Here is a 26,978-nt window from a genome sequence, read left to right as displayed (position 1 = left end):
TCGGAAAGTTTGGCGTCGGTCGTCACCAGGTGCCCGCCGCCACGGTGATCACCGGGACCAGGTCGTTGCCCACGGTCTCCAGGAACGCCACGATCTCCGCGGCCACCGAGCGGTGCTGGCGGTCGTTGAGGACGTCGTGGTGCGCGCCGTGGACCACCGACAGGCGCGCCCTCGGGAGGGCCTTGACAGCGGTGGCCAACGCGGCCCGGTCGGCGAGCGGGTCGGCGTCGCCGACCAGCACCAGGCGCGGGATGTCGGTGGTGGGGTGGTACGCGGGGGCGACGAGGTCGTCCGGCAGTGCGGTGCCGAGTGCACCCCGCTCGACGGCCGGGTCGCTCGTGAGCGTCTCGCGGTGGACCGGGCAGGACGTGCGGGCGTCCAACTCCGTGTCCCAGCCGCCTTCCAGGCCGGCCGCGCGACCGGGGAGCCCGGCGAGGACCACCGCCTCCGGCCACCACGGGGCGGTCGAGTCGTGCGCTTCCAGTAGCGCCGCGATCGCGGCGGCACCGGAGTCCGCGCCGAGCAGGACCAGCGGGCGGGGGAGGTCGGCCGCGTCGGCCACCGCGTCGTCGAGGGACGCCGGGTCGATCACCCGGACCTGGTAGGCGTCGGCGGCCAGGCGCCTGCCGAGGCGGGCGTAGGTTGCCTGCGTCTCACCGCGACCGGGGACGACGACAACCGCGCCGCGGACGCGGACCCCCTCCGGGGCGGCGAAATCGGTGTGACGGCTCATGTCACGGCTCCTTCCCGGGGCTTCCAGCCCAGCGCGGGGGCGACCTCGGTCGCGATGAGTTCGAGTGCCCGGACCGCGGCGTCCTGGTCCGGGATGGCGGGGTTGAACTGGGTGATCAGGTCGGTGGCCACGGGCAGCACCCGCTCCGCGCGCAGGGCGGAGACGATCTCGTCGGGGTGGCCGTAGAACGAGTGGAACCGGCGCAGCGCCTCGTCGACGCCCAGCCCGGCCGGGAACCCGCCGCGCTCGCCGAAGCGGAGGGCGGCCCGGTGCACGTCGTCGCCGATCTGCGCGAGCGCGGTCCGCCTGTCCTTGGCGGGGAACACGAACCGCGACAGGCCGATCCGGGGTGTCCGGGGTTCGCGCCAGGCGGCGAGGTACGCGTCGGCCCACGGTCGCTGCACTTCGTCGGTGGGCTCGTCGTAGCCGTACGCGGCGCGGTTGAGCAGCAGGTTCGACCCGGCCGCCGCCGCGTGCGCCGCGCCGGTGCCGCTGAACACGCCCTGCCAGATCCGGTCGGTGAAGTCGTCGGCGGGCGGCTGGATGGTGAAGCCCGCCGCGCCGACCTCCTGGTTGGACAGCGCCGCGCGCAGGACCGCCAGGCCCTCGGTCGTCAGCTCGCGCCTGCGCGCGACGTCCCGGCCGAACGCCGCGTACTCCACGTCGCTGCCGCCGCTGCCGACCCCGACCTCGACCCGCCCACCGCTGAGCGCGTCGACCACGGAGATGTCCTCCGCCAACCGGACCGGGTCCTCCAGTGGGAGGACGGTGATCGCCGTGCCGAGCCGGATCCGCCGGGTGCGGGCCGCCGCGTGCGTTAGGAACGGCCACGGCGACGGCAACCCGCCACCGGCGAGCGGCACGTGGTGCTGGGCCACCCAGCCGACGTCGAACCCGAGTTCGTCGGCCACCACGAACAACTCCTGCGCGTCGCGGTAGGCCTGCTTCGGGTCCTCGCCGCGGCCCTGCACGTGCGACAGGAACCCCAGCCGGAACCGCGGGCTCATCGCTCGCCTCCCGCCGCGGCCAGGGCTGCCCGCCGCGCACCGACGACCCGGTCGAGGACCGCGGCCGCGCCGCCGTCCGGCAGGACCGTGCCGCGCCAGGCGACGTGCTGGTCCGGGCGGATCAAGAAGTTGCCCGTGCCGTAGAGGTCCCGGGCCGACGGGTCGGTCAGGTGGATGACCGTGAGCGGCAGCGACCGGGCGGCGGCCGCGGCGGCGAAGTCGTGCTCGACCGCGCGGTCCTCGGTGAGCACGAGCAGCGCGAAGTCGTCGCCGACGCGGTCGTAGAGGGTGTCGCCGTAGGGGTCCACCAGACCGTTGGGCGCCCGGTGCCCGGGACGCGGGTCGTCCACGTAGCGGTCGGCGCGCCACGGGGCGCCCGGGTCGTCGTCGTACCAGATCGCCGACGACTCGTCGTAGCGCTCGTCGAAGGTGACGCCGTCGGACCCGGTGCGGTTCGCGCCGATCAGCGCGCGGATCTCGGCGCGCCTGCGTTCGGCGTCCGAGCCGAGGTCCGCGTCGTCGGGGACGCCGAGCGCGCGGATCGCCGACAGCGTCGCCTGGGACCGCCGCGACCGCGCCAGCGCGTAGTCGGCGACCCGCCAGTTGTGCCTGCGCCGCTCCTGGTCGTACGAGTCCAAAAGGGACTCCGGAGCCTGGTCCGCGAGCACCGCGGCGAGTTTCCAGCCGAGGTTGACCACGTCCCCGAAGCCCTCACCCAGGTTCCCGCCGGGAGTCCGCACGTGCGCGGCGTCGCCCGCGAGCAGCACCCGGCCCGCCCGGAAGGTCTCGGCGATGCGGGTGGCGTGGTAGAAGGTCGTGGCGGACACCAGTTCCAGGTCCAGGTCGAACCCGAACGCGGCCTGGGCCGTCGCCAGCAGTTCTGCTTCCGACGGCTCGTGGTGGAGCGGGAACGGACCCGCGTACACCCGCCAGTCACGCGTGCTGACCGCCGCCAGGAACCCGTCCGCCCGCTCGTTGAAGACGATGTTCGTGCCGCTCGGCGCCGGGCCGACGCGGTCGGCGATGTCGCCGGTGCGCACGATCAACCGCAGCCGCTTCTCCCGCGCCCGCTCGCCTTCCCTGGCGATCCCCACGAGTTCGCGGACCGCGCTGCGCCCGCCGTCCGCGCCGATCACGTACCGCGCCCGGACCACCCGGCCGTCCTCGAACACCGCGTCGACGCCGTCGGCGTCCTGCCGCAGCCCGGTCAGCCGCCACCCGCCCACGACCCGCACCCCGCGCTGGTCGAGGTGGCGCAGGAACACCTGCTGCACCGCGCTCTGCGGCCTGCGCAGCGCCTCCTCGGACGAGACCCGGGCACCGGTGAACGACGGCCGCCGGTTCGGCGCCAACTCGTGCCCCACCAGGGACGTCACCAGGCGGATCCCCTGGTTCCACTCCGGCGGGAAGGTCCACTCCCGGCGGACCGACTGCAGCACGCCCCACCGCCGGAAGTGCTCGACCACGCGCGGCGTGTGCCCCATCGCCCCGGCCCGCACCAGCGTCGCGCCCTCGGCCCGGTCGACCACGGCCACCTCGACGCCGCGACCGCTCAGCTCCAGCGCCGCCGACAGCCCCACCGGACCGGCGCCGACGACCAGCACGTCGACCCGCTCCGGCGGCGTACCGACCGGGAACCGTACGTTGTGGACATCTCGCCCACCCGTCGCCGAGGTCACGCGCGCACCAGCGAGTTGCGGTTGGCCGGGATCGGCAGACCGAGGTTGCCGCGCAGCGTGTCCGACTCGTACTCGGTGCGGAACAGGCCCCGCTCCTGCAACAGCGGCACCACGCCGTCGACGAACCAGTTCAGGTCCTCGTTGTTGCGGAACGCCAGGTTGATCCCGTCGAAGGTCCCGGCGGCGAACCAGTCCGCGATCGTGTCCGCGACCGTGCCCGGCGCGCCGACGAACGGCGAGGTCCGGCGTTCGCTGAACGACTCCACCACCTGCCGCAGCGTCAGGTTCTCCGCCCGCGCCCTGTCGATGATCTTCGCCGCGCCGGTCCGGCCGCCCTTCTCCGCCAGGTGGGCCACGTCCGGGAACGGCGCGTCGAGGTCGTACCGGCTGAAGTCGTGCGCACCGAACGCGCGCCCGAGCAGGCCCACGTTGCGGTCGAAGTCGTTGTCCTCGTCGAGGATCTCGGCCGCCCGCCGCCGCGCCGCCTCGTCGGTGCCGCGCACGACCGGGCCGCCGTGGATGAAGATCTTGATGTGCTCGGGGTCGCGGCCCGCCGCCGCGGTGCGGGTCTTGATGTCGGTGTAGTACGCGTGGGCGTCCGCCAGCGAACCGCCCGGCGCGTAGATGCCCTCGGCCACCTGGGCGGCGAGGTCGCGGCCCTCCTCGGAGACCCCGGCCTGGAAGATCACCGGCTGCCCCTGCGGCGACCGGGACAGGTTCAGCGGGCCGTCGACCCGGAAGTGCTCGCCCTCGTGGTTGAGCGCGTGCAGCTTCGACGGGTCGAGGAACACCCCGCGCTCGACGTCGGCCGGGAACGCGTCGTCCTCGTAGGAGTCCCACAGGCCCCGCACGACCCGCACCGACTCCAGCGCCCGGCCGTAGCGGGTCGTGTAGTCCAGGTGCTCCTCCAGGCCGTAGTTGCGGCTGGTTCCGGTGTCGAAGCTGGTCACCACGTTCCAGCCCGCCCGGCCGCCGCTGATGTGGTCGAGCGAGCCGAACCGGCGGGCCAGGTTGAACGGCGAGTTGTAGGTGGAACTCGCGGTGCCGACCAACCCGATGTGCCGGGTGTGCGTGGCGACCGCGGACAGCAGCGTCAGCGGCTCCAGCCGGTTGAGGTAGTGCGCCGGGTAGGTGGCGTTGATGAACTGGCTGTCCACGATGAACAGCGCGTCGAACAGCGCGTGCTCGGCCGCTCGCGCCTGCTGGATGTAGTAGTTGATGTCGATGCTGGCGTTCTTGGCGACGCTCGGGTCCTTCCAGAGCCCGTGCTGGCCGGGGCCGCCCACTCCGTACGGGTGCAGCGCGAGGTGGATCTTGCGGGTCATGTGGGGTTACCCTTTCAGGCGTTGAGCAGCGCGCGCAGCGCCTCGCGCTCGGCTCGCCCGGCGGCGGCCATGCGCAGCGTCGGCGCGGAACCGACGAGCAGCTTGGTGTAGGGGTGCTCGGGGGCGGCGATCACGTCGCGCGCCGGGCCGACCTCGACGACCGAGCCCTGGTAGAGCACGGCGACGCGGTCGGCGATCCCGGCGACCGAGCCGAGGTCGTGGGAGATGAACACGAGCGCGATGCCGGTATCGCGCAGGTCCTTGAGGATCTCCAGTACCTGCACGCGGTTGGCCGCGTCCAGCGCGCTGACCGGCTCGTCGAGGATCACCAGCTTGGGCTCGGTGATCAGCGCCCGGGCCACCGCCACGCGCTGCCGCTGCCCGCCGGACAACTCACCCGGCAAGCGGGGCAACAACTCCTCGTCGAGGCGCACCCGGGGCAGGTACCCGCGGGCGCGCTCCACCGCCTCCACCCGCGGAATCCCCTTGAGCAGCAGTGGTTCCAGCAACGAGTCGGCGATGGTGAGATCGGGATCGAGGCTGCGCAGCGGGTCCTGGAACACGTACTGGAGCACGCCGCGCCGCCGCAGCGCGCGCCACTGGCGGTCGCGGTGGCCGCTGACGTCCTCTCCGTCGACCACGATCCGCCCGGCGGACGGCCGCACCAGGCCCAGCACGGCCCGGGCGAACGTCGACTTCCCCGAGCCGGTTTCCCCGATCAGGCCGACGATCTCGCCGGGTTCGACGGTCAGCGAGGCGCCCGCAAGCGCTTGCCGACGGTGCCTCCGGAGTCCGTAGTGGACATCGAGGCCGGTCACCTCAAGGACGCTCACGAACCCTCCCGCGCGAGGAACCTGTCGAGCCCGTACTGCTCGTGCTCGCTGATGAGCAGCCGCGTGTACTCGTGCTCGGGCTGGTAGAGCACCCGCGAGGTCGGCCCCTGCTCGACGACCTCGCCGTCGCGCATCACCAGCACCTCGTCGCACAGCTGCGCGACCACGGCCAGGTCGTGCGACACCACGACGAGCGCCAGCCCGGAGTCGTCCCGCAGATCCGCCAGCAGGTCGAGGATCTCCGCCTGCACGGTCACGTCCAGCGCGGTCGTCGCCTCGTCGGCGATGAGCACCCGGGGGTCGGCCGCGATGGCCGCCGCGATCAGGACCCGTTGCAGCATCCCGCCGGACAGCTCGTGGGCGTACTGCCCGTACACCAGTTCCGGGTCGCGCAGGCGCACCGCCGCCAGCAGCTCCAGCGCCCGCTGCCGGGCCGCCCGCCGCCCGAACCCCTTCTTCACCTTGACGACCTCGGCGACCTGCTTGCCCACCGGGATCGACGGGTTCAGGTACGACGCCGGGTCTTGGAACACGGCGCTGATCGTCGACCCGCGCAGCTCCGTCAGCTCCGCCTGGCTCAACGCCGACACGTCCTGGCCCGCCACGTGGATCGCCCCGTCGGCCACCTCGAACCGGGGCGGCAGGATGCCCAGCACGGCCCGGCACGTCATGGTCTTGCCGCTGCCGGACTCGCCGACGATGCCGACGACCTTCCCGGGCGCGAGCGTGAAACTCACCCCCTTGACGATCTCCCGCCCGTCCACCTGCCCGCGGATCCGGACATCACGGACCGCGAGCACCGGGTCCACTGTGGTCTCCACCGGGATCTCGGTCAACGCCGTCACACCGCACCTCCCACCGGTTGCCTGGTCTTCCGGTCCGCGAACAACGCCCGCCCGGCCTCACCCGAGACGTCCCGGATCGCGTCGGCCAACAGGTTGCTGGCCCATACGGTCGCCATGATCAGCAGCGCGGGCGCGAACGGCGCCCACGGCTGGTAGCTGAGGTAGCCCAGGTCCGAGGCCAGCAAGCCACCCCAGGTCGGCGCGGGCGGCTGCACTCCGATCCCGAGGAACGACAGGCTCGACACGATGATGAACCCGGTGCCAAGCGTTTGCGCCAGCGCGACCGCGATCGGCGGCAGCACCTTGACCCACACGTGCCGCCGGATGACCCAGCCCAGCGACGCGCCCGAGATCAGTGCCGCCTCCACGTACTGCGACCGCGCCACCGCCAGCGTCGCGGCTCGTGCGACCCGGTAGAACAGCGGCGACACGAGCGCGCCGGTCACGAACATGGCTTGTGTGATGCCGTTGCCCAGCAACGCGGTCACCGCGACCGCAAAAAGCAGGAACGGCAACGCGATCAGCGTGTCCGCCAACCGCAGCGTCACCCACTCGAACACCCGTCCCAGGTATACGGACAGGATACCGGGAATCGCACCGACGACCAACGCCATCAGCGCCACCTCCAGCGCTCCGACAACGCTGGCCCGCGAACCGTCCAGGAGTCGACTGAACACGTCACGCCCCAGGTAGTCCGTGCCGAGCCAGTGCGAACCGGACACCCCGGCGAGCGTGTCCGAGCTGGTGGCCAACGGGTCCTGCGGCGCGAGCAGTGGGCCGAAGATCGCCAGCAGCGCGATCGCGGCCAGGATCACGACCGAGATCCGGCCCGAGGCGAGGGAGAGCACACGGCGCACCACGGGTCACACCCCCCTCAGCGACGCGGGCGCGACCCGGCCCAGCACCACGTTGACGATCAGGTTGAACGTCACGACCAGCGCCACCGACACCACCAGCACCCCCTGCACCGCGGGGACGTCACCCGCTTGCGCGGAGTCGTTGGCGAACCGGCCGAAGCCCTGCAACCCGAAGATCCACTCGGTGACCACGGACGCGCCGACCAGCGACGGGAACTTGATCCCCAGCGTCGCCAGCGCCGGTCCGATGCCGTTGCGCAGCACGTGCCGGAAGAAGACCCGCCGCGGGCTCAGCCCCCGCACCACCGCCCCCACCACGTAGTTCTCCCGGTACGCCGACACCAGCCCGGTGCGCAGTTGCCGGGCCACGTCGGCCACCACGTCGAAGCTCAACGCCAGCGCGGGCAGGATGATGTGCGCCAGCCAGAGGCCGAAGCCCTCGGTCGCGGGGACGTACCCGCCGGAAGGCAACAGATCCAGCCCGACGGCGAAGATCTCCACCAGCACGATGCCGACCACGAACGCGGGCATCACCGACACAACCGTGACGAACCCGGTGATCGCCCGGTCCACCCACGTCGTGCGGCGCAGCGCGGCGACCGTGCCGAGCGTGAACCCGATCAGCGTGCCCAGCACGAGCGCGACGAGCGCGATCGACAGGCTCACCCCGAGCCCGAGGCCGATCAGCGTGGCCACGTCCGCGCCGTTGACCCAGCTCGTCCCGAACTGCCCGTGCAGCACGTCGGTGAACCAGTCCCAGTACTGCGTGAGGAACGGCCGGTCCAGACCCCACTGGCTCTCGATGTTCGCGATCGCCTCCGGGGTCGCGTCCTCGCCCAGTTGCAGCCGCGCGGGGGACAGGCCGCTCATCGCGCGCAACGCGAACGTCACGAAGGTCGCCACGAAGAACACGGGGACGAAGATGGCGACGGAGCGGCCCAGGGCGGACAGCAGCCCGCCCACCCCGGCCCGACCGCGGGCCAGGTCACCGGCCACTGATCGTCACCCCCGTCCAGTCGATGTGCGCGGGGTTCTTCGGCAGCGCCGAGATCGTCTTGCTCTTGGCGATCAGGTTCGGCGCGGCGTAGGTGAACACCAGCGCCCGGCTCTCCAGCCCGGCGCGCGTGGCGGCCCGCAGGACCTCCGGGTACCCCGGCGCTTCCAGCGGAGTCTCACGCACCTTCTTCACCGCGGCCTCGAAGCCCTCGGGCTCGTAGGGGGAACTGAGGTTCAGCGGCCCGTTCGGTCCGAAGTGGGCGGTCAACGTCTGCACCGCGGAGTCGCGGCCGGTGGTGCCGTAGAGGGAGAGGGTGAGCTGCTTGGCGAAGAACGGCTTCGACCAGTTCTTGTCCACCTTGATGTTCAGCGTGATGCCGACCGCGGCGAGCTGCGACTGCACGATCTCGGCGGCGGGCTGCGCGTCCGGGATCACCAGGTCCAGCTTGATGTCACCGGCCTTGACGCCCGCCTCGGCCAGCAGCCGCCTGGCCTTCTCCGGGTCGTACGGGTACTTGTCCTTCGACTGCTTGTCGTAGGCGATGTAGCCCTCCGGGAACGGCTGGTCGGTCGCCTCGCCGTAGCCGAAGGACAGCTTGTCCACGAACTCCTCGCGGTTGACCGCGTGCCGCACCGCGTCGACGACCTTCGGGTTGTCGAACGGCGCCTTGTTCACGTTCAGGCTGATGTTGGCGGCGTTGAAGCCCGGCTGCACGAACACGTCGAGCCCGGCCTTCTTCGCCGCGTCCGCCTGCGCGGGCACGATGTCGGCGAAGTTGTAGACCCCGGTCTGCAAACCGGAGACGACCGTGGAGGAATCCGGCGCCGAGACGAGTTCCACGGTGTCGATGTGGATGTTCGCCGCGTCCCAGTAGTCCGGGTTCTTCTTCAGCACCGCCTTCGTGCCCGGGACCAGTTGGGTGATGGTGAACGGGCCTGCGCCGATCGGGTTCTGGTCCAGCTTCGCCGGGTCTGCCGCGGCCTTCGGGCTGGCCACCTGCAGCACGCGCTGGCCCAGCAGCTGCGGGATCTGGTGGTCCACCTGCGACAGCGCCACCACCACGTCGAGGCCGGTCGCGGTGACCTCCTTGATCGAGGTGAGGTCGCCGAACAGCGCCGAGTTCTTCTGCGTCTTGGCGCGCTCGATCGCGGCCTTGACCGCCGCGGCGTCCACCGGCTCGCCGTCGGAGAACTTCAACCCGGGCCGCAGGTGGAAGGTGACCTGGTCGCCCGCGGTGTTGTACTCCCAGCTCGCGGCCAGGTCCGGTACGGCCTTGCCGGTCTCGTCGGTGCGGGTCAGCGACGCGTAGACCAGGGCGAGCTCGCGGAACTGCGCGCCGCTGCCGCTGACCACCGGGTCCCAGTGCGTGGGGAAGTACGACGACGCCCACTTCAGCGCGGCGGGGCCGGTGGACCCGGTGGACGCCCCGCTGCTCCCGCACGCGGTGAGGGTGGCGGCGAACAGGACGGCGAACCCCGCGGCGGCGAGGCGGTGGCGGGCGGTGCGGTGCGAACGCATGTGCTGTCTTTCCTTCGGTGTGGTCGCCGCGGTCACGGGACGAGCGCGGGCTCTGGCTGCGGGCGTCTGGCTGCGGTGTGGCGGTTCTCGGGGATCGGCAGGCCGAGGTTGCCCCGGAGGGTGGTGGACTCGTATTCGCTGCGCACGACTCCGCGTTCGCGCAGGATCGGGAGGACCTGGTCGGTGAAGCGGGCGAACTCGCTGGGCGCGTTGACGGTCACGTTGATCCCGTCGAACCCGCCTTCCTCGAACCAGTGCTGGATGGTGTCGGCCACGGTGGTCGGCGAGCCGACGAACGGCGAACGGGCGGACTCGCTCAGGTGCTCGACCAGTTGGCGGAGCGTGAAACCGTTGTCCTTGGCCAACTTGGTGATGCCCTCGGCCTGGGTGCGGAAGCTGCGCTCGCCGAGCGAGGCGACGTCCGGGAACGGCGCGTCGAGTTCGTACTGGGTGAAGTCGTGCCAGCCGAACGGACGGCCGAGTTCCTTGAGCGCGCGGTCGAAGCTGCGGCCACCGAGCAACGCGTCCTCTTTGGCCCGTGCCTCCTCGTCCGTGTCGGCGATGACCAACCGGATACCGGGCAGGATCAGCACGTGCTCCGGGTCGCGGCCCTTCGCGGCGGCCCGCTCACGCAGTTCGGTGCGGAACGCCTTGGCCTGTTCGAGGGTCTGGGCGTGGGTGAAGATGACCTCGGCGATGCTCGCCCCGAGGTCCCGGCCCTCCTCGGAGTCCCCGGCCTGGAAGATGACCGGTTGGCCCTGCGGCGAGCGTTCGAGGTTGAGCGGTCCGACGACGGAGAAGTGCTCGCCCTTGTGGTTCAAGGCGTGCTGCTTGGCGGGGTCGAGGAAGACCTCGGTGGCGCGGTCGCGGGGGAACGCGTCGGCCTCGTAGGAATCCCAGAGGCCCTGGGCGACCCGGACGTGTTCGAGCGCGCGGCCGTAGCGGGTGGCGTAGTCGTAGTGCTCGTCGCGGCTGTAGTTGCCCGCCGTGCCCGCGTCGCCGCTGGTCACCACGTTCCACCCCGCACGACCGCCGCTGATGTGGTCGAGCGAGTAGAGGCGGCGGGCCAGGTTGAACGGCTCGTTGTACGACGTGGTGGCCGTACCGACTAGACCGATGTGTCTGGTGTGGACGGCGAGCGCGGACAACAGCGTGAGCGGTTCGAGCCTGCTCAGGTAGTGGTTGGGGGAGTTCTCGGTGATGAACTGGCTGTCCACGATGAACACCAGGTCGAACTTCGCCGCCTCCGCCTCCTCGGCGCGGGCGAGGTACCAGTCGATGTCGACGCTGGCGTCGGCGGGGATCTCGGGGTCGAGCCAGGTCCGGTGCTGGCCCGGCCCGCCGACCCCGAGGAGGACGGCGCCCAGTTTCAGGGTGCGACGGGACATGGTGATCCATTCTCGATAGGAATAGGTGGAATGCGCGCCGTGGAGACAGGCGTGTTGCCGGAGTACCGAAACCCGTGTGGGCGGCGGCGATGGTGCTGCGAACCAGGCTGAGGTGAATCGCGCCTAACAGTTCGTGTGCACGATCGCGGCGATTGGCGCGCCAGGTCGGGGACGGTGCCGGGTGGGGAAGAGGGGGTGGGTGGTGGGAGAGGTGTTACAGACCAGCCAGCGACGGCAGGTGAGCGGTGCGCCCATCTCGTCGGGGGTCTGGTTCATGGACCCGAGCATGACCCCTCTGAGCTGGGGTTGTCCAACGACGTTTCATGATGCGGATACATCACGGTTCGTGATGGGTGCTCGGGTAGCTTCCGGTGCCATGGAGAAGGTTCTGGACATCGTGCCGTTGCGCAGCCTGGTCGCGGTCGCCGACCGCGGTGGCTTCCAGCGGGCCGCCACGCACCTGCACCTCAGCCAGGCCGCGGTCAGCCAGCACGTGCGCAGGCTGGAGGCCGCCACCGGCCGCCGCCTCGTCGAGCGCGACGGCCGCCGCTCCCGCTTCACCACCGACGGCACCCACCTGCTCGGCTACGCCCGCCGCATCCTCGCCCTGCACGACGAGTCCCTGCGCACCTTCGGCGTCGAGGCGGGCGAGGTGATCGTCATCGGCTCGACCGAGCACGCCGCCGCGCAGCTGCTGCCGCTGCTCACCGCTGCGCTGGAGCGGTCGCTCCCGGACCACCGCGTCCGCTACCGGCTCGACCGCGGCACGGCGCTGCGGGAGGCGCTGAGCACCGGCCGCATCGATCTGGCCCTGCTGCTCGGCGCCGCCGACGACCCGCGCGCGACACCGGTCGGCGAGCTGGAACTGACCTGGTACGCGGCCGAGGGGTGGTCGCGCCCCGCGGGCCCGGTTCCCGTCGTCGCCTTCGACAGCCCGTGCGCGCTGCGCACCGCCGCGCTGGAAACCCTGGCGCGGCACCGGATCCCGGCCGAGATGGGCGCCGAGGCCAACCAGCTCGCGGGAGTGCACGCCGCTACCGCCGCGGGTCTCGGCGTCGCCGCGCTCGCCACTCTCGGCACCACCCCCGAAGGTCTGGTCCACCGCGGCGACCTCCCGCCACCGCCTCCGCTGCCCCTCACCCTCTGGCGCCGCCAAGACCTCGACCCCGCCGTCACCTGGCACGCCACCACCAGCCTCCGCGACCTCTTGGCCACCCCCTTGGCCCGCGGCGCCTGACCCGCGCGACCATGGCCGGGTGCGCGACGTGGACGAGTTGGCGAAGCTGTGCGGGTGGCGCGGCGCGTCCCCCGAGACCACCGAATGGGACGCGGTCGAGCAGCTGATGGGGGTCGCGCTACCGGAGGAGTACAAGCACCTGCTCCGGGTGTTCCCGCCCGGCAAGTTCCTGAGCCCGTACGGCGAGGGCATCGCCGTCCACCCGCCCCAGCTGGTCTACGGCATACCGGACTACGGGAACCAGTTCGCACTGGAGATGGACGAGCTGCGCGAGTGGCGCGACGACCACCCCGACGACGTCCCCGACCCGGTGTTCCCCGAACCGGGCGGGCTGATCCCGTGGGCCTGGGCGGTCCGGCCCGTGGTGCTGTGGTCGCAGGAGCCCGGCGGGTGGACCGTGGTCGTGTCCAACGCCAGCGTCTGGCGCGTCCACGACGACGACCCGGTCCTGGAGCGCTTCGCCGTCGGCACGCTCGAGTTCCTGGCCGGGTACGTCACCGGCGACATCTGGAGCAGGCTCCTCGCGCCCAACTACGACGAACCGGACGCGCTTCCCGCGCGCGAGCCCGCGTCGACACCCCGGTACGTCCCGTTCCGCGCGGCCGAGTGGGCGCGGATGCGCACCGCGCCCGGCCCGAGGGTCTGGTAGGCCGCCTAGTCTGCCGTGACCTGGGCGACCAGCAGCGCGATGTCGTCGCGGCCGGGGGCGTTGTCGAGCAGCGCGTCCATGACCTGGGCGCACACCGCGGCGGGGTCGTCGGGGGTGACGGCGGCGGCGAGGCGGGTGAGGGCCGGGTCGATGGCGCGGTCGCGGCGCTCGACGAGGCCGTCGGTGTAGAAGGCGAGCACCGCGCCCGGGACGAGGTCGACCACCGTGTCGCGGCGCGCGCCGCGCAGACCGAGGCCGACCGGGATGTCCGGGGGCAGCGGGACCAGCGCCGACTCCCGGCCCGGCAGCGCCAAGACCGGCGGCGGGTGGCCCGCCGACGACAGGGTGATGCGCAGGCGCGGGACGTCGATGATGCCGTAGGTCACCGTGGCCAGGCTGCGCTTCTCGAAGTGCGACACCTTGCCGTGCAGCTTGGCCAGCACCTCCCCGGGCGCGTCGTACTCCAGGGCGTACGCCCGCAGCGCGCTCCGCAGGCGGCCCATCACGACCGCCGCGGCGAGCCCGTGCCCGGCCACGTCGCCGATGACGATCCCGACCCGCCCGTCGCGGAGTTCGAAGACGTCGTACCAGTCGCCGCCCAGCCCGGTCGCGGCGCCGGGCACGTAGCGGGCCGCGAAGCGCAGACCGGGCACCGCCGGGAACCGGCCGGGCAGCAGGCTGCGCTGCAACGCCGTCGTCGCGGCGCGCTCGGCGCCGCTGCGCTCCGCCTGGATGGCCAGCGCGATCCGGTCGGCGACCAGCACCAGCAGCCGCGTGTCCGCCTCGGTGAACCGCCGCGCGGACAGGGAACCGATGTGCAGCACGCCGATCAGCTCGTCCCGCGCCAGGATCGGCACGCCCAACAGGGCCTTCAGCCCCTTGCGCCACAGGAACGGGCTGACCACGGTCGTCGCGTCGACCCGGTCCAGCACCACCGGCAGCCGTGTGGCCGCGACCCGACCGGAGAAGCCCGCGCCGAGGTTGACCGTCACCCCGTGCCGGATCTCCTCCTCGACACCCACCGCCGCGCGCACCGTCAACCGCTCGGTGTCCGCGTCGTACAACAGGATCGTGGCGGTGTCCACCTCGAACAGATCACGCACCCGCCCCAGCAGGACCCGCAGCGACTCCTCCGGTTCCAGGTGGCGCAGCTCGACGTCGGTGATCGCTTCCAACACGCGCACGCGGTCGGTCGGACCGGAGGTCTGGGGCACGTCGCGCAGCCTATCCACCCGCCACCGACGACGCGCCCGTGCGCCTCGGCCGTCGAAGCGCCAGTCCGAGCATCAGGCCGCGCGCGCACCCGCCCGGACCGCCACGTGCGCGGCTTCCTCCACGGGCAGACCACGAAGCGTGGTAAGCGTCAGCGCGGCGAGGAACTCGCTCTCGTCACCGTGCAGCGGCGCAACGACGGCACCATCCGGGTGTGCGAACACGGTCGCCTCGGGAGCCGTCACCGCGACCAACCGCGGTCCCCGAGCCAGTACCTCGCCCGCCACCCGAGCCGCCGCCGCGACGCTGTCGACGGTTCGTCCGCCGAGCGACTCGGCGTCGTGCCGGTTCAGCCGCACCACGTCGGCCGCGGCCAGGATCCGGTCCCGGTACCCGCTGGGGGCGCCGTCGAGCACCACGAGCCCGTTCGCGCACCCGGCGGCCGCCAACGCGGTCTCGGCAGGTTGCCGCAGCTGCACGACAACGGCGTCGGCCCGGGATAGCGCGTCACCCGCCGCGCTCACGTCACCAGGCGTCACCAGCGTCCCGTCCGGCACGTCCTCCAGACACCGCCACCGCTCGTCGTCGTCGACCACGTTGACGACGAGCGCGCTCAGACTGTCCTCCCGGCGCACCACGTGATCGACGCGGATACCATCGGATCTGGCCTTTTCGACCAGCCAATCGCCCACGGTGTCGCCGCCGACGACCCCGACCAGCGTCGCCCGGGCACCGAGCCGCCCGGCCGCCGAGGCGACGCCGAACCCCTGCCCACCGGGCAGTTCCCGGCGCTCGCGCACCGGCACCGACGAACCCTCCTCCGGCAGGTGGGGGACCAGCAACACCAGGTCCCTCGCCACCTGCCCCACAACCGCGATGTTCTCCACACCAACGCCATACCCGCGCGCACCACCGGGTACACCACGTGATCGACTCGCGGGCGTCCACCTCCGCAGAGTCGTTTGCGGGCGCGCGCGGGTGGGTACGCGAGCGCGGGTGAACGCCACCAGGCACTTTCCCGGTCGGATCAGCAACCCCTGGGGTGCGCGAACCCCGTACGGCCCCGGACAGCCCTGGCCTGTCAGGGTCGACCACCACCTGGCCGACGGGGTGGCGGTGGCGGACGTCGAGGCGTGGGTGCCGAGCGCGGCCGTGCTGCACTCGAACGGGGACGGACTGGACATCGCTGTCAAGGACGGGGCGATCGTCGGTGTCCGAGGGCGGGCTGACGATCGCGTCAACCACGGCAGGCTCGACCCCAAAGACCTCTACGGCTGGCAGGCGAACAACTCGCCCGACCGGCTGACCACCCCGCCCGTCCGCGTCGACGGCCGCTTGGTCGAGTGCGGCTGGGACGAGGCCATGGGCCGCGTCGCCGCCCACAGCAAGCGGTTGGTCGCCGACCACGGCCCCGACGCGCTGGGCTTCTACACCAGCGGGCAGCTGTTCTGCGAGGCCTACTACACCCTCGCCGCGATCGTCCACGGCGCCATCGGCACCAACCACCTCGACGGCAACACCCGGCTGTGCACCGCCACCGCCGCGGCCGCGCTGAAGGAGTCCTTCGGCGCGGACGGCCAGCCGGGCAGCTACTCCGACGTCGACCACGCCGACGTGATCGCCCTGTTCGGACACAACGTGGCCGAGACACAGGTCGTGCTGTGGACCAGGATGCTCGACCGGCTCGCGGGTCCCAACCCGCCCGCCATCGTGTGCGTCGACCCGAGGGAAACCCCGGTGGCCCGCGCGGCGACGGTCCACCTCGCCCCGCTGCCGGGGACGAACGTGGCCCTGATGAACGGTCTCCTGCGCGAGGTCATCGCGAACGACTGGATCGATCGCGCCTACATCACCGGCCACACCAGGGGATTCGACGACCTGGTCAACCGCGTTGAACCGTACACACCGGACACAACGGCGCGGATCTGCGGTCTCTCGGCCGAATGGGCCAACGAGGAACACGTGGCCGACCTCGCCCGGCTGTGGAACCTCGACGTCCGGCACATCCCGCACGGCGGTCCGCCGACGCACGCCATGAAGATGCTCGACCTCGCCGAGGAAGGCGAGTTGCGGATGCTGTGGGTCAGCGCCACCAACCCGGCCGTTTCGCTGCCGGACCTCGCCCGGGTGCGGGGAATCCTCCGCCGGGAAAGCCTTTTCCCGGTCGTCCAGGACATCTTCCGCACCGAGACCGCGGAACTGGCGGACGTGGTCCTCCCCGCCGCGGCGTGGGGCGAGAAGACCGGGGTCTTCACCAACGCCGACCGCACCGTGCACCTGTCCCGCAAGGCCGTCGAGCCGCCGGGACAGGCACGCTCCGATGTGGACATCTTCCTCGATTACGCCAGGCGGATGGACCTGCGCGACCGATCGGGTGCCCCGTTCCCGCCCTGGCGCGACGGGGAGTCCGCGTACCGGGCCTGGCAAGCGGCTAGCGCCGGACGGCCCTGTGACTACACCGGCCTGAGCTACGACCTGCTCGAAGAGCGCGGTGGCGTACAGTGGCCCCGCGACACCGACAACCCCGACGGCACCGAGCGCCTCTACCGCGACGGCCGGTTCCCCACCGAACCGGACTACTGCGAGACATACGGCCACGACCTCATGACCGGTGACCCGGTCGACGAAGCTGCTTACCGCGCGAACGACCCCGCCGGTCGGGCCCTCATCAAATCCGCCGACTACACAACCGCACCCGAGCCCCCGACTACCCGTTTGCCCTGATCACCGGTCGGACCGTCTACCAGTTCCACACCCGCACCAAGACCGGTCGCGCCCCCGAGTTGAACGCCGCCGCACCCGAGATGTGGGTCGAGGTGGCCGTCGGGGACGCCCGGGAGCACGACCTCGCCGAGGGCGACCTGGTCGAGATCCGCTCTCCGCGCGGGGCGATCCGAGCCAAGGCCCGCATCGGCGGGATCCGCCAGGGTGTCCTGTTCGTCCCGTTCCACTACGGGTACTGGGACGACCCGGACGGCAACGGCCACCGGGCGGGCAACGAACTGACCCGCACCGACTGGGACCCGGTGTCCAAACAGCCACTTTTCAAGGCATCCGCCGCCGCCCTCGCGCGGTGCCGAGCCGCACCCGACCGGTCGGCCCGCTGATGCCCACGACGCGCGAGCACCCGCCCAGCGCGGTCTCGTTCCTCACCGCGGTGGGCTTGACGGCCTTCCTGGTCCTCGGCGTCGTCGCGGTCGCCACCCACCGCGCCCCCTGGTGCGTGGCGCTCTGGTGCGCGGCCCTCACGATCGTCATCGTCCTGCACCTCTGGGCGGCGCACGGCGGCGGCAAGTAGCCTCCCCACGGGAACCGACCGGGGGAGTGCCATGCCGACCGCCGACGACTGGCTCGCCGTCCGCGCCTACCTCGCCGAGCACCGCCACACCCTGGCCGTCGACGCCGTCGCCGAGTACCCGGACACACCGACGGTCGCCGGAACGCCGCTGCTCACGACCCCGTCCTGGCTCCCGCCCGAGCCCGTGCAGCTCACCGCCATCACCCTCCACCGAGGCGGGTCCACCCGGTTCGCCGCCCCACCGGCCGCCCTCCCCGAACCACACCGGACCTACTCGTCCGCCATGGCCGCCCTCGCCGCCCCGGCCGTCTTCCAGAACCGCGCCACCTACCGCCTCCTCGACGCCGACCTCAGCGTCCCCCGCGTGGACTTCGGCGCGGGCACCTACTTCGACGGCATCGACTTCGGTGAGGCCTGCGCCCACGAGTACGCCGCCCGCCGCCTCGGCCTCGTCGACGCCCTCGACCTCCGCGACGCCATCGGCGCACCCTGCGACCCGACCCGGCGCCCCACCAACGTCGCCATCAGCACCCTCACCCTCCGCGTCGACCGGCACGCCGGGACCGCCGACCTCTACCTGCACTGGCGCGACCCGAAGCGCGTCGGGCACGCGGGTGGGCTCTACCAGGTCGTCCCCGTCGGCGTCTTCCAACCCGCCGCCGACGACCGCGCCGACTTCTCCCTGTGGCGCTGCGTGGTCCGCGAGTTCTCCGAGGAGCTGCTCGGCACCCCCGAGACCGCCCCCACCGACTACGACCGGTGGCCCTTCGCCGCCCGCCTGACCGGCGAACTCGGCACCCGGGTCCGCGTCACCTGCCTCGGTATGGGCGTCGACCCCCTGACCCTGGCCACCGACCTGCTCACCGTCGCCGCCATCGACGCCGAGGTCTTCGACGACCTGTTCGGCACCCCCGTCGACACCAACGACGAGGGCCGCGTCCTCGACGCCCAACCCTTCACCGAGGACACCATCACCCGGTTCGTCCACCACGAACCCACCCAGGCCGCGGGCGCCGCCCTCCTCGCCCTCGCCTGGGCGCACCGGGACACCCTGCTCGCCTGAGCCCCAGGGGCTGTCGAGAGTGGAGGCAGCCGACCTAGGTCCACGGTCGTCGCGCCCTTGGTCCTCTCGACCCCGACCCGCGCGGGGTCGATCGCTGGCGCGTGACCACGGCGCGCCGACAAACCCATCCCGGGCGCCGTGGGACGGATTCACCCCGACAGGGTGTTCGCCACGCCAACGGCCGTTCCGGTTCACCGGATCGGGAACCTCACCCGGTTCTGCTGTGGCGGCGGCGCGGCCCATCGGGTTTGTTCGGATGGGATCGGAGCGAGTCCGCCCGGGCGGGTGGGACGGCAGGACGTGGACGACAGGCGGGGACGATGACCTCGACGCACGGTACGAAGGGGAAGTGCGGCACCGGGGGAAAGCACCCGGTCGAGCCGCGGGCGGGTGAGCCGACGGCGGGCAGGCGCGCGGCCATGTTGACTGTGGCGACCCTCGGGTTCGCCGTCAACTTCTGGGCGTGGGCGCTGCTGAGCCCGCTCGGCCCCCGGTTCAAGGACTCCCTCGGGCTCTCGGCCTTCCAGCAGGCGCTGCTCGTCGCGGTGCCGGTCGTGGTCGGCTCGCTGGGGCGCATCCCGGTGGGCGCGCTGACCGACCGCTTCGGCGGCCGGGTCATGTTCCCGATCGTGTCCGCCGCCACCATCGTGCCCGTGCTGTTCCTCGGCTGGTGGGGCCACGGTTCCCTGGCGGCCCTGCTGGTCGGCGGCTTCTTCCTCGGCACGGCGGCACGGCGTTCGCCGTCGGCGTGCCGTTCGTCAACGCCTGGTTCCCGCCCGCCCGCCGCGGCTTCGCGATCGGCGTGTTCGGCGCGGGCATGGGCGGTACCGCCATCAGCGCGCTCACCACAGTGCCCCTGGTCGACGCGGGTGACATCCAGACCCCGTTCCTGGTGACCGCCGTCGTGCTGCTCGCCTACGCCCTGCTCGCCGCCGCCGTCCTCCGCGACGCCCCCGGCCGCGCCGTGCCCACCGCGCCGCTGGCCCAGCGCCTCGCCGCGACCGCCAGGCTGGCCGCGACCTGGCAGGCGTCCCTGCTCTACGCCGTCGCGTTCGGCGGGTACGTCGCCTTCTCGGTCTACCTGCCCGCCTACCTCAAGACCTCGTACGGCCTCACCCAGTCCGACGCGGCCAACCGGATGGCCGGGTTCGTGCTGCTCGCCGTCGTGATGCGCCCGGTCGGCGGCTGGCTGTCGGACCGCGTCGGCCCGATCCGCGTGCTCGCCACCGCGTTCGCGGTGGTCACGGCGGGCGCGGCGGCGCAGGCGTTCACCCCGGGCCTGATGCCCGGCGCCACGATCGCCTTCCTGACCATGGCCGCCGCGCTCGGTGCGGGTAGCGGCGCGGTGTTCGCCCTGGTCGCGCTGGTGACCCCGGCCGACAAGGTCGGCTCGGTCACCGGTGTGGTCGGCGCCGCAGGCGGTCTCGGCGGGTTCGTGCCGCCCCTGGTCATGGGCGCGCTCTACGGCGCCTTCAGCTCGTACGCCGTCGGACTCGCCGCTCTGGCCGTCGTGGCGGCGCTCACCCTGCTGTTCACCCTGACCGCCGTGCGCCGGTTCATCCCGGCACAGCGCACCGACTAGGTTCCACGGAAGGCACCGACGTGAGCACCACCGCCGACCCGCCCGGCCTCGACTCGGAGGTGAGCGCGGCCCTGGTGCGCGGCCGCCGCTTCTTCACGCGCGCCGAGGTCTCCCCGGACCTGCGCACCCTGCACAAGATCGGCGGGCGGCAGGCCGACGAGTTCTACCGCGACCGGTGGAGCCACGACAAGGTCGTGCGCTCCACCCACGGGGTCAACTGCACCGGGTCGTGCTCGTGGAAGGTGTACGTCAAGGACGGCATCATCACCTGGGAGACGCAGCAGACGGACTACCCGTCCGCGGGCGCCGACCGCCCCGAGTACGAGCCGCGCGGCTGCCCCCGGGGTGCCGCGTTCTCCTGGTACACCTACTCGCCGACGCGGGTGCGCTACCCGTACGTGCGCGGCGTCCTGCTCCAGCTCTACCGCGAGGCCAAGGCCCGCACCGGTGACCCCGTCCTCGCGTGGGCGGACGTCGTGGAGAACCCCGAGCGGGCGCGGCGGTACAAGTCCGCGCGCGGCAAGGGCGGACTCGTTCGCGCCACGTGGGACGAGGCCGCGGAGATGGTCGCCGCCGCGCACGTGCACACCATCAAGCGCTACGGACCCGACCGGGTCGCCGGGTTCTCCCCGATCCCGGCGATGTCGATGGTGTCCCACGCGTCCGGCGCCCGGTTCGTCTCCCTGCTCGGCGGCACCATGCTGTCGTTCTACGACTGGTACGCCGACCTGCCGGTCGCCTCGCCGCAGGTGTTCGGCGACCAGACCGACGTGCCGGAGTCGGGGGACTGGTGGGACGCGGGCTACCTGATCATGTGGGGCTCGAACCTGCCGGTCACCCGGACCCCGGACGCGCACTGGATGGCGGAGGCGCGGTACCGGGGCCAGAAGGTCGTGGCAGTCGCCCCGGACTACGCCGACAACGTCAAGTTCGCCGACGAGTGGCTGGCCGCCCGCCCCGGCACCGATGGCGCGCTGGCCATGGCGATGGGACACGTCATCCTGCGCGAGTTCTTCGTGGACCGGCGGGTCGACTACTTCACGAACTACGTCAAGCACTACACCGACCTGCCGTTCCTGGTCCGCCTGGACGAAGTCGACGGCGTGCACCGGCCAGGCAAATTCCTCACCGCCGCCGACCTCCCCGACCAGTCCGAAGTGGATAATCCGGCTTTCAAGACGGTGCTGCTCGACGCGGCCGGGGAACCCGTTGTGCCGCAAGGCTCCCTCGGTTTCCGCTACGGCGAGCAAGGCGTGGGCCGCTGGAACCTCGACCTCGGCGACGTCGATCCGATGCTCACCGTGCACGGGGGAGACGCGGTCGAGGTCGAGTTGCCGCGCTTCGACGCGGCCGGTGGGTCCCCGGGCACGCTGCGCCGGGGTGTTCCGGTCCGGCGGGTCGGCGGGCACCTGGTCACGACCGTGTTCGACCTGCTGCTGGCCCAATACGGCGTGCACCGCCCCGGCCTGCCCGGCGCCTGGCCCCGCGACTACGACGACGCCACGCAGCCGTACACGCCCGCCTGGCAGGAGGCGATCACCGGCGTACCCGCCCAGGCCGCCGCGCGCATCGGCCGGGAGTTCGCGGCCAACGCCGAGGAGTCCCGGGGCCGGTCGATGATCATCATGGGCGCGGGCACCAACCACTGGTTCCACTCCGACACGATCTACCGCACCTTCCTCGCCCTCACCACGCTGACGGGCTGCCAAGGCGTCAACGGCGGTGGTTGGGGGCACTACGTCGGCCAGGAGAAGTGCCGCCCGGTCACCGGCTGGTCGCAGCTCGCCTTCGGCCTCGACTGGTCCCGCCCGCCGCGCCAGATGATCCAGACCGCGTTCTGGTACCTGCACACCGACCAGTTCCGCTACGACCCCTTCGGCGCCGACACCCTCGCCGCCGCCGGATCCGGCAGCCACTTCGCGGGCAAGACCACCGCGGACATCATCGCCCAGGCCACCCGGCTCGGCTGGATGCCCTCGTACCCGACCTTCGACCGCAACCCCCTCGACCTGGCCGACGAGGCCGAAGCGGCCGGCGTCCCGGCGCCGGAGCACGTCGTCGGCGAGCTGAAGGCGGGCAGGCTGGGATTCGCCTGCGAGGACCCGGACTCGCCCGAGAACTTCCCGCGCGTGCTCAGCATCTGGCGGGCCAACCTGCTGGGCTCGTCGGCCAAGGGCAACGAGTACTTCCTCAAGCACCTCCTGGGCACGGACTCCTCGCTGCGGGCGGAGCAGGCCCCGGAGGGCGTGCGCCCGGTCGACGTGCGGTGGCACGACGAGGCGCCGGTCGGCAAGCTCGACCTGTTGCTGTCACTGGACTTCCGGATGACGAGCACCACCCTGTTCTCCGATGTCGTGCTGCCCGCCGCGACCTGGTACGAGAAGCACGACCTCAACACCACCGACATGCACCCCTTCGTGCACTCGTTCAACCCGGCCATCGCCCCGCCCTGGCAGACCCGCACCGACTGGGCCGCCTTCCGGGCCATCGCCGAGGCGTTCAGCGGGCTCGCGGAGAAGCACCTGGGCGTGCGCAAGGACATCGTGGCGACACCGCTCGGCACGACACCCCGGACGAGCTGGCCACCCCGCACGGCCGCGTCCTCGACTGGCGGGCGGGGGAGTGCGAACCCGTTCCGGGCGTGACCATGCCGCGCATCACGGTCGTGGAGCGCGACTACCCGGCCATCGCGGCGAAGATGGGGGCGTTGGGACCGTTGGTGGACGAGCTCGGCGTGACGACCAAGGGCCTGACCTACCGGGTCGAGCGCGAAGTCGAGTACCTGAAGGGCAAGAACGGCGCGATCCGCGGTGGTCCCGCCGACGGGCGTCCGTCGCTGGTCCGGGACATCCACGCCTGCGAGACCATCCTGGCGCTGTCCGGCACCACCAACGGACACCTCGCCACACAGGGGTTCCGCACTCTGGAGCAGCGGACCGGCACGCGGTTGGCCGATCTGGCCGCCGAGCACGAGGGCAAGCGGATCGCCTTCGCCGACACCCAGGCCGCGCCCGTCCCCGTGATCACCTCACCGGAGTGGTCCGGCTCGGAGACCGGCGGACGCCGCTACTCGCCGTTCACCATCAACGTCGAACGCCGCAAACCCTGGCACACCCTCACCGGCCGCCAGCACTTCTTCCTCGACCACGACTGGATGGCCGACCTCGGCGAGCAACTCCCCGTGTTCCGGCCGCCGCTGGACATGACGGCGCTGTTCGCCGAACCGGGCATCGGCGACCTCGGCCCGGCCGGAATCACCGTGCGGTACCTGACACCGCACTCGAAGTGGTCCATCCACTCCGAGTACCAGGACAACCTGTTCATGCTCAGCCTCTCCCGCGGCGGCCAGACGATCTGGATGTCGGAGAAGGACGCGGTGAAGATCGGCGTCGCGGACAACGACTGGATCGAGGCCGTCAACCGCAACGGCGTCGTCGTCGCCCGCGCCATCGTGTCCCACCGGATGCCGGAGGGCACCGTCTACATGCACCACGCGCAGGACCGCCTCATCGAGGTCCCGCGCGCCGAGACCTCCGGCAGGCGCGGCGGTATCCACAACTCGCTGACCCGGCTGCTCATCAAGCCGTCGCACCTGATCGGCGGCTACGCGCAGCTGTCCTTCGCGTTCAACTACCTCGGCCCGACCGGCAACCAGCGCGACGAGGTCACCGTGATCCGCCGCCGCTCGCAGGAGGTTGTCTACTGATGCGCGTCATGGCCCAGATGGCGATGGTGATGAACCTCGACAAGTGCATCGGCTGCCACACCTGCTCGGTCACCTGCAAGCAGGCGTGGAGCAACTGCTCCGGCGTCGAGTACGTGTGGTTCAACAACGTGGAAACCCGCCCCGGGCAAGGGTATCCGCGCGCGTACGAGGACCAGGAGCGCTGGCGCGGCGGCTGGGAGCTGAACCGGCGCGGGCGGCTCAGGCTCAAGGGCGGCGGACGGCTGCGCAAGCTGTTCACCATCTTCAGCAACCCGAAATTGCCCAGCATCGACGATTACTACGAGCCTTGGACCTACGACTACGACACCCTCACTACCGCGCCGCTCCAGGAGCACACGCCGGTCGCCCAACCGCGGTCGCTCATCAGCGGCCAACCCACCAAGATCACCTGGTCGGCCAACTGGGACGACAACCTCGGCGGCGCGCCGGACCACCTGCACCGCGACCCGATGATCAAGGGCATCGAGGACAAGGTCCGACTGGAGTTCGAGAAGACCTTCATGTTCTACCTGCCGCGCATCTGCGAGCACTGCCTCAACCCGTCCTGCGCGGCCTCGTGCCCCTCGGGGGCGATCTACAAGCGGTCCGAGGACGGGATCGTCCTGGTCGACCAGGACAAGTGCCGTGGGTGGCGGATGTGTGTTTCCGGTTGCCCGTACAAGAAGGTGTACTTCAACCACCGCACGGGCAAGGCCGAGAAGTGCACGTTCTGCTTCCCGCGCGTCGAGGTCGGGATCCCGACGGTGTGCGCGGAGACCTGCGTCGGACGGCTCCGGTACATCGGGCTGGTGCTCTACGACGCCGACCGCGTGCTCGCCGCCGCGTCCACCCCGGACGACAAAGACCTGTACGAGGCGCAGCGCGAGGTGTTCCTCGACCCGAACGACCCGGCGGTGGTCGCCGAGGCGGAGCGGGTCGGGATCCCGCGCGACTGGATCGAGGCGGCGCAGCGGTCGCCGGTGTACGCGCTCATCAACAAGTACCGCGTCGCTTTGCCGCTGCACCCGGAGTACCGCACCATGCCGATGGTCTGGTACATCCCGCCGCTGTCGCCGGTCGTGGACATCGTGCGCGACACCGGCCACGACGCGGAGGACCACGGCAACCTGTTCGCGGCCGTCGACGCGCTGCGCATCCCGGTGGAATACCTGGCGAACCTGTTCACGGCAGGCGATCCCGCGCCGGTGGACGCCGTGCTGCGCAAGCTGGCGGCGATGCGCAGCTACCTGCGCGACATCAACCTCGGACGCGAGCCCCGGGAGTCCATCCCGGAGTCGGTGGGGATGACCGGCGAGCAGGTGTACGACATGTACCGGTTGCTGGCGCTGGCCAAGTACGACGAGCGGTACGTGATCCCGCCCGCCCACGCCGAGCAGGCGCACGGGCTGGAGGAGCTGGCGACCGAGTGCAGCCTGGACTACGAGGGCGGTCCGGGGATGGGCGGGTCGGGTCCGTTCGGTGAGAGTTCCGGTGGCGCGTCACCGATCGCGGTGGAGAACTTCCGCATGCTCCGCGACCGCCAGACCTCCGACACCTACGCCGCCCCCGTCGACAAGGGCAGCCGCGTGAACCTCCTGAACTGGGACGGGAAGGGAACCCCGGACGGCCTGTTCCCGCCGAAGGAGGAATCGTGACCGTCGACCCGTGCCTGCTCACCGCGTGGCAGGTCCAGTCGGTCCTGATGTGCTACCCGGACGAGTCCCTTGTGGAACGGATCCCGCTGCTGCGCGCCGCGACCGCGACCCTGCCGTCGTCGGTCGGCGGACCGCTGGCGGCCTTTCTCGACCACGCCTCGGCCGTGCCGTTGCTCGCCCTGGCCGAGGAGTACGTGGCGACCTTCGACCACCGCCGCAAGTTCAGCCCGTACCTGACCTACTTCGCCTACGGCGACACCCGCAAGCGCGGCATGGCCCTGCTCCGCTTCAAACACGCCTACCGCGCCGCCGGACTGGAACTCGACGACAGCGAACTCCCGGACCACCTGGCCGTCGTCCTCGAGTTCGCCGCCTGCGGTGATCCCCGGACGGGCGTCCGGCTCATGGTCGAGCACCGCGCGGGCCTCGAGTTGATGCGCATCGCCCTCACCGACTCGGCGTCGCCGTGGCGCCACGTCCTGGAATCCGTCTCCGCCACCCTGCCGCCCCTGGGCGGCCACGACCGCGAGAAGCTGGCCAGGCTCGTCGCCGAGGGCCCACCGGAGGAAGAGGTCGGCCTGGCGCCCTTCGCCCCACCCGAGTACATGCCCACCGGAGGCACCCGATGAGCGCGGAACCCGTCTCCACGACCGGCGTCGAGGTCGGCGCCTTGGGCACCCTGCTGTGGGTCGCCGTCCCTTACGCGGCGATCGCCACGTTCGTCGTCGGCCACGTCTGGCGCTACCGCTACGACAAGTTCGGGTGGACCACCCGATCCTCCCAGCTCTACGAGAACCGCCTGCTGCGACTGGGAAGCCCGCTGTTCCACTTCGGAATCCTGCTGGTCGCCGTGGGACACGTCGGCGGACTGCTGATCCCCCGGAACTGGACCGAGACCCTCGGCGTCAGCGACCACCTGTACCACGCCGTGGCCGTCTCCCTCGGTGTCCTCGCGGGCGTCTGCACGCTGGCGGGCGCCGCCATCCTCATCTACCGGCGCCGCACCGTCGGCCCGGTGTTCTCCGCCACCACCCGCAACGACAAGGTCATGTACGTCCTACTCATCGCCACGATCCTCCTGGGCCTGGGCACCACCGTCCTCGGCAACCTGACCGACAGCCCCCACGACTACCGCCAGACCGTGTCCCCCTGGTTCCGCTCCATCTTCACCCTCCATCCCGACCCGGCCCTGATGGTCGTCGCCCCGCTGGGCTTCCGCCTGCACGCCCTGGCCGCCTGGTCGCTGTTCGCCTTCTGGCCCTTCAGCCGCCTGGTCCACGTCTTCTCGCTGCCCATCGGCTACCTGACCCGCCCCTACATCGTCTACCGCACCCGCGACACGGCCCCCGGCACCCGCACCCCGCACCGCGGCTGGGAACGCACCCCCTGACCGG

Annotated in this window: 21 protein-coding genes and 2 pseudogenes; 11 read left to right on the top strand and 12 right to left on the bottom strand. The window is 71.7% G+C overall.

Going from position 1 to position 26,978, the window contains the following annotated elements:
- Positions 1-22 precede the first annotated feature (22 nt).
- The 10 genes from CLV40_RS17705 to CLV40_RS17660 are packed head-to-tail and all read right to left on the bottom strand — an operon-like array spanning position 23 to position 11,182.
- Positions 23-733 carry an alpha/beta fold hydrolase domain-containing protein gene (locus CLV40_RS17705; RefSeq protein WP_104480046.1) on the bottom strand — a complete coding sequence of 237 codons (711 nt, stop codon included), beginning with the start codon at positions 731-733 and terminating at the stop codon, positions 23-25.
- Positions 730-1,740: an LLM class flavin-dependent oxidoreductase gene (locus tag CLV40_RS17700; protein ID WP_104480045.1), complete on the bottom strand. Its 1,011-nt coding sequence runs from the start codon at positions 1,738-1,740 to the stop codon at positions 730-732. The genes CLV40_RS17705 and CLV40_RS17700 overlap by 4 nt, the downstream gene beginning before the upstream one ends.
- The gene (locus CLV40_RS17695) at positions 1,737-3,419 is read right to left on the bottom strand and encodes an FAD-dependent oxidoreductase (protein WP_104480044.1); all 1,683 of its coding nucleotides are present in this window, start codon (positions 3,417-3,419) and stop codon (positions 1,737-1,739) included. Before CLV40_RS17695 ends, CLV40_RS17700 begins: the two co-directional genes overlap by 4 nt.
- Positions 3,416-4,744 (bottom strand): NtaA/DmoA family FMN-dependent monooxygenase, encoded by a 1,329-nt coding sequence (locus CLV40_RS17690; protein ID WP_104480043.1) that lies wholly within the window; start codon positions 4,742-4,744, stop codon positions 3,416-3,418. The genes CLV40_RS17695 and CLV40_RS17690 overlap by 4 nt, the downstream gene beginning before the upstream one ends.
- A gap of 14 nt (positions 4,745-4,758) precedes the next feature.
- Complete coding sequence (locus tag CLV40_RS17685) at positions 4,759-5,577, bottom strand: ABC transporter ATP-binding protein (RefSeq protein WP_104480042.1); 819 nt, start codon at positions 5,575-5,577, stop codon at positions 4,759-4,761.
- Positions 5,574-6,422 (bottom strand): ABC transporter ATP-binding protein, encoded by an 849-nt coding sequence (locus CLV40_RS17680; RefSeq protein WP_104480041.1) that lies wholly within the window; start codon positions 6,420-6,422, stop codon positions 5,574-5,576. The genes CLV40_RS17685 and CLV40_RS17680 overlap by 4 nt, the downstream gene beginning before the upstream one ends.
- Positions 6,419-7,282, bottom strand: coding sequence for an ABC transporter permease (locus tag CLV40_RS17675; protein ID WP_104480040.1), 864 nt, complete (start codon positions 7,280-7,282; stop codon positions 6,419-6,421). Before CLV40_RS17675 ends, CLV40_RS17680 begins: the two co-directional genes overlap by 4 nt.
- A 3-nt stretch (positions 7,283-7,285) precedes the next feature.
- Positions 7,286-8,275 (bottom strand): ABC transporter permease, encoded by a 990-nt coding sequence (locus CLV40_RS17670; RefSeq protein WP_104480039.1) that lies wholly within the window; start codon positions 8,273-8,275, stop codon positions 7,286-7,288.
- Positions 8,265-9,794 (bottom strand): ABC transporter substrate-binding protein, encoded by a 1,530-nt coding sequence (locus CLV40_RS17665; RefSeq protein WP_104480038.1) that lies wholly within the window; start codon positions 9,792-9,794, stop codon positions 8,265-8,267. The genes CLV40_RS17670 and CLV40_RS17665 overlap by 11 nt, the downstream gene beginning before the upstream one ends.
- Before the next feature lie 32 nt (positions 9,795-9,826).
- Complete coding sequence (locus CLV40_RS17660) at positions 9,827-11,182, bottom strand: LLM class flavin-dependent oxidoreductase (protein WP_104480037.1); 1,356 nt, start codon at positions 11,180-11,182, stop codon at positions 9,827-9,829.
- A gap of 376 nt (positions 11,183-11,558) precedes the next feature.
- Here CLV40_RS17660 and CLV40_RS17655 point away from each other — a divergent pair, with 376 nt between their 5' ends.
- Together CLV40_RS17655 and CLV40_RS17650 are read left to right on the top strand one after the other, a co-directional pair.
- Positions 11,559-12,419: a LysR substrate-binding domain-containing protein gene (locus CLV40_RS17655; RefSeq protein WP_104480036.1), complete on the top strand. Its 861-nt coding sequence runs from the start codon at positions 11,559-11,561 to the stop codon at positions 12,417-12,419.
- 19 nt (positions 12,420-12,438) lie between these two features.
- Positions 12,439-13,068, top strand: coding sequence for an SMI1/KNR4 family protein (locus CLV40_RS17650; protein WP_104480035.1), 630 nt, complete (start codon positions 12,439-12,441; stop codon positions 13,066-13,068).
- 5 nt (positions 13,069-13,073) lie between these two features.
- Here the strand turns inward: CLV40_RS17650 and CLV40_RS17645 are convergent, their stop codons facing one another.
- Together CLV40_RS17645 and CLV40_RS17640 are read right to left on the bottom strand one after the other, a co-directional pair.
- Complete coding sequence (locus CLV40_RS17645; RefSeq protein ID WP_104480034.1) at positions 13,074-14,282, bottom strand: PP2C family protein-serine/threonine phosphatase; 1,209 nt, start codon at positions 14,280-14,282, stop codon at positions 13,074-13,076.
- Positions 14,283-14,354: 72 nt separating this feature from the next.
- Entirely contained in the window at positions 14,355-15,167 is an 813-nt protein-coding gene (locus tag CLV40_RS17640; RefSeq protein WP_181043570.1) for a PfkB family carbohydrate kinase, read from the bottom strand.
- Positions 15,168-15,276: 109 nt separating this feature from the next.
- On the opposite strand from CLV40_RS17640, the gene CLV40_RS17635 reads away from it, so the two are divergent.
- The 9 genes and pseudogenes from CLV40_RS17635 (at position 15,277) to narI (ending at position 26,974) form a co-directional block, all read left to right on the top strand.
- On the top strand, positions 15,277-17,004 hold the full coding sequence (locus tag CLV40_RS17635) for a molybdopterin-dependent oxidoreductase (protein ID WP_374065068.1): 1,728 nt from the start codon (positions 15,277-15,279) through the stop codon (positions 17,002-17,004).
- Positions 16,953-17,387 (top strand): molybdopterin dinucleotide binding domain-containing protein, encoded by a 435-nt coding sequence (locus CLV40_RS40785; protein WP_374066539.1) that lies wholly within the window; start codon positions 16,953-16,955, stop codon positions 17,385-17,387. Before CLV40_RS17635 ends, CLV40_RS40785 begins: the two co-directional genes overlap by 52 nt.
- The gene (locus CLV40_RS17630) at positions 17,387-17,578 is read left to right on the top strand and encodes a hypothetical protein (RefSeq protein WP_104480033.1); all 192 of its coding nucleotides are present in this window, start codon (positions 17,387-17,389) and stop codon (positions 17,576-17,578) included. The genes CLV40_RS40785 and CLV40_RS17630 overlap by 1 nt, the downstream gene beginning before the upstream one ends.
- A gap of 31 nt (positions 17,579-17,609) precedes the next feature.
- Positions 17,610-18,641 carry a transcriptional regulator gene (locus CLV40_RS38090; protein WP_181043569.1) on the top strand — a complete coding sequence of 344 codons (1,032 nt, stop codon included), beginning with the start codon at positions 17,610-17,612 and terminating at the stop codon, positions 18,639-18,641.
- Positions 18,642-18,961: 320 nt separating this feature from the next.
- A pseudogene (locus CLV40_RS17620) lies at positions 18,962-20,223 on the top strand (MFS transporter).
- Positions 20,224-20,243: 20 nt separating this feature from the next.
- Positions 20,244-23,929: pseudogene (locus tag CLV40_RS17615) on the top strand (nitrate reductase subunit alpha).
- The gene (narH, locus tag CLV40_RS17610) at positions 23,929-25,584 is read left to right on the top strand and encodes a nitrate reductase subunit beta (protein ID WP_104480032.1); all 1,656 of its coding nucleotides are present in this window, start codon (positions 23,929-23,931) and stop codon (positions 25,582-25,584) included. The pseudogene CLV40_RS17615 and the gene narH overlap by 1 nt, the downstream one beginning before the upstream one ends.
- Entirely contained in the window at positions 25,581-26,213 is a 633-nt protein-coding gene (gene narJ, locus CLV40_RS17605) for a nitrate reductase molybdenum cofactor assembly chaperone (protein ID WP_374065067.1), read from the top strand. The genes narH and narJ overlap by 4 nt, the downstream gene beginning before the upstream one ends.
- Complete coding sequence (gene narI / locus CLV40_RS17600; RefSeq protein WP_104480031.1) at positions 26,210-26,974, top strand: respiratory nitrate reductase subunit gamma; 765 nt, start codon at positions 26,210-26,212, stop codon at positions 26,972-26,974. Before narJ ends, narI begins: the two co-directional genes overlap by 4 nt.
- The last annotated feature ends 4 nt before the right edge of the window (positions 26,975-26,978 follow it).

This window comes from Actinokineospora auranticolor, from assembly GCF_002934265.1.
GTDB classification, from domain to species: domain Bacteria; phylum Actinomycetota; class Actinomycetes; order Mycobacteriales; family Pseudonocardiaceae; genus Actinokineospora; species Actinokineospora auranticolor.
This window is presented reverse-complemented; position numbering and strand designations above follow the sequence as displayed.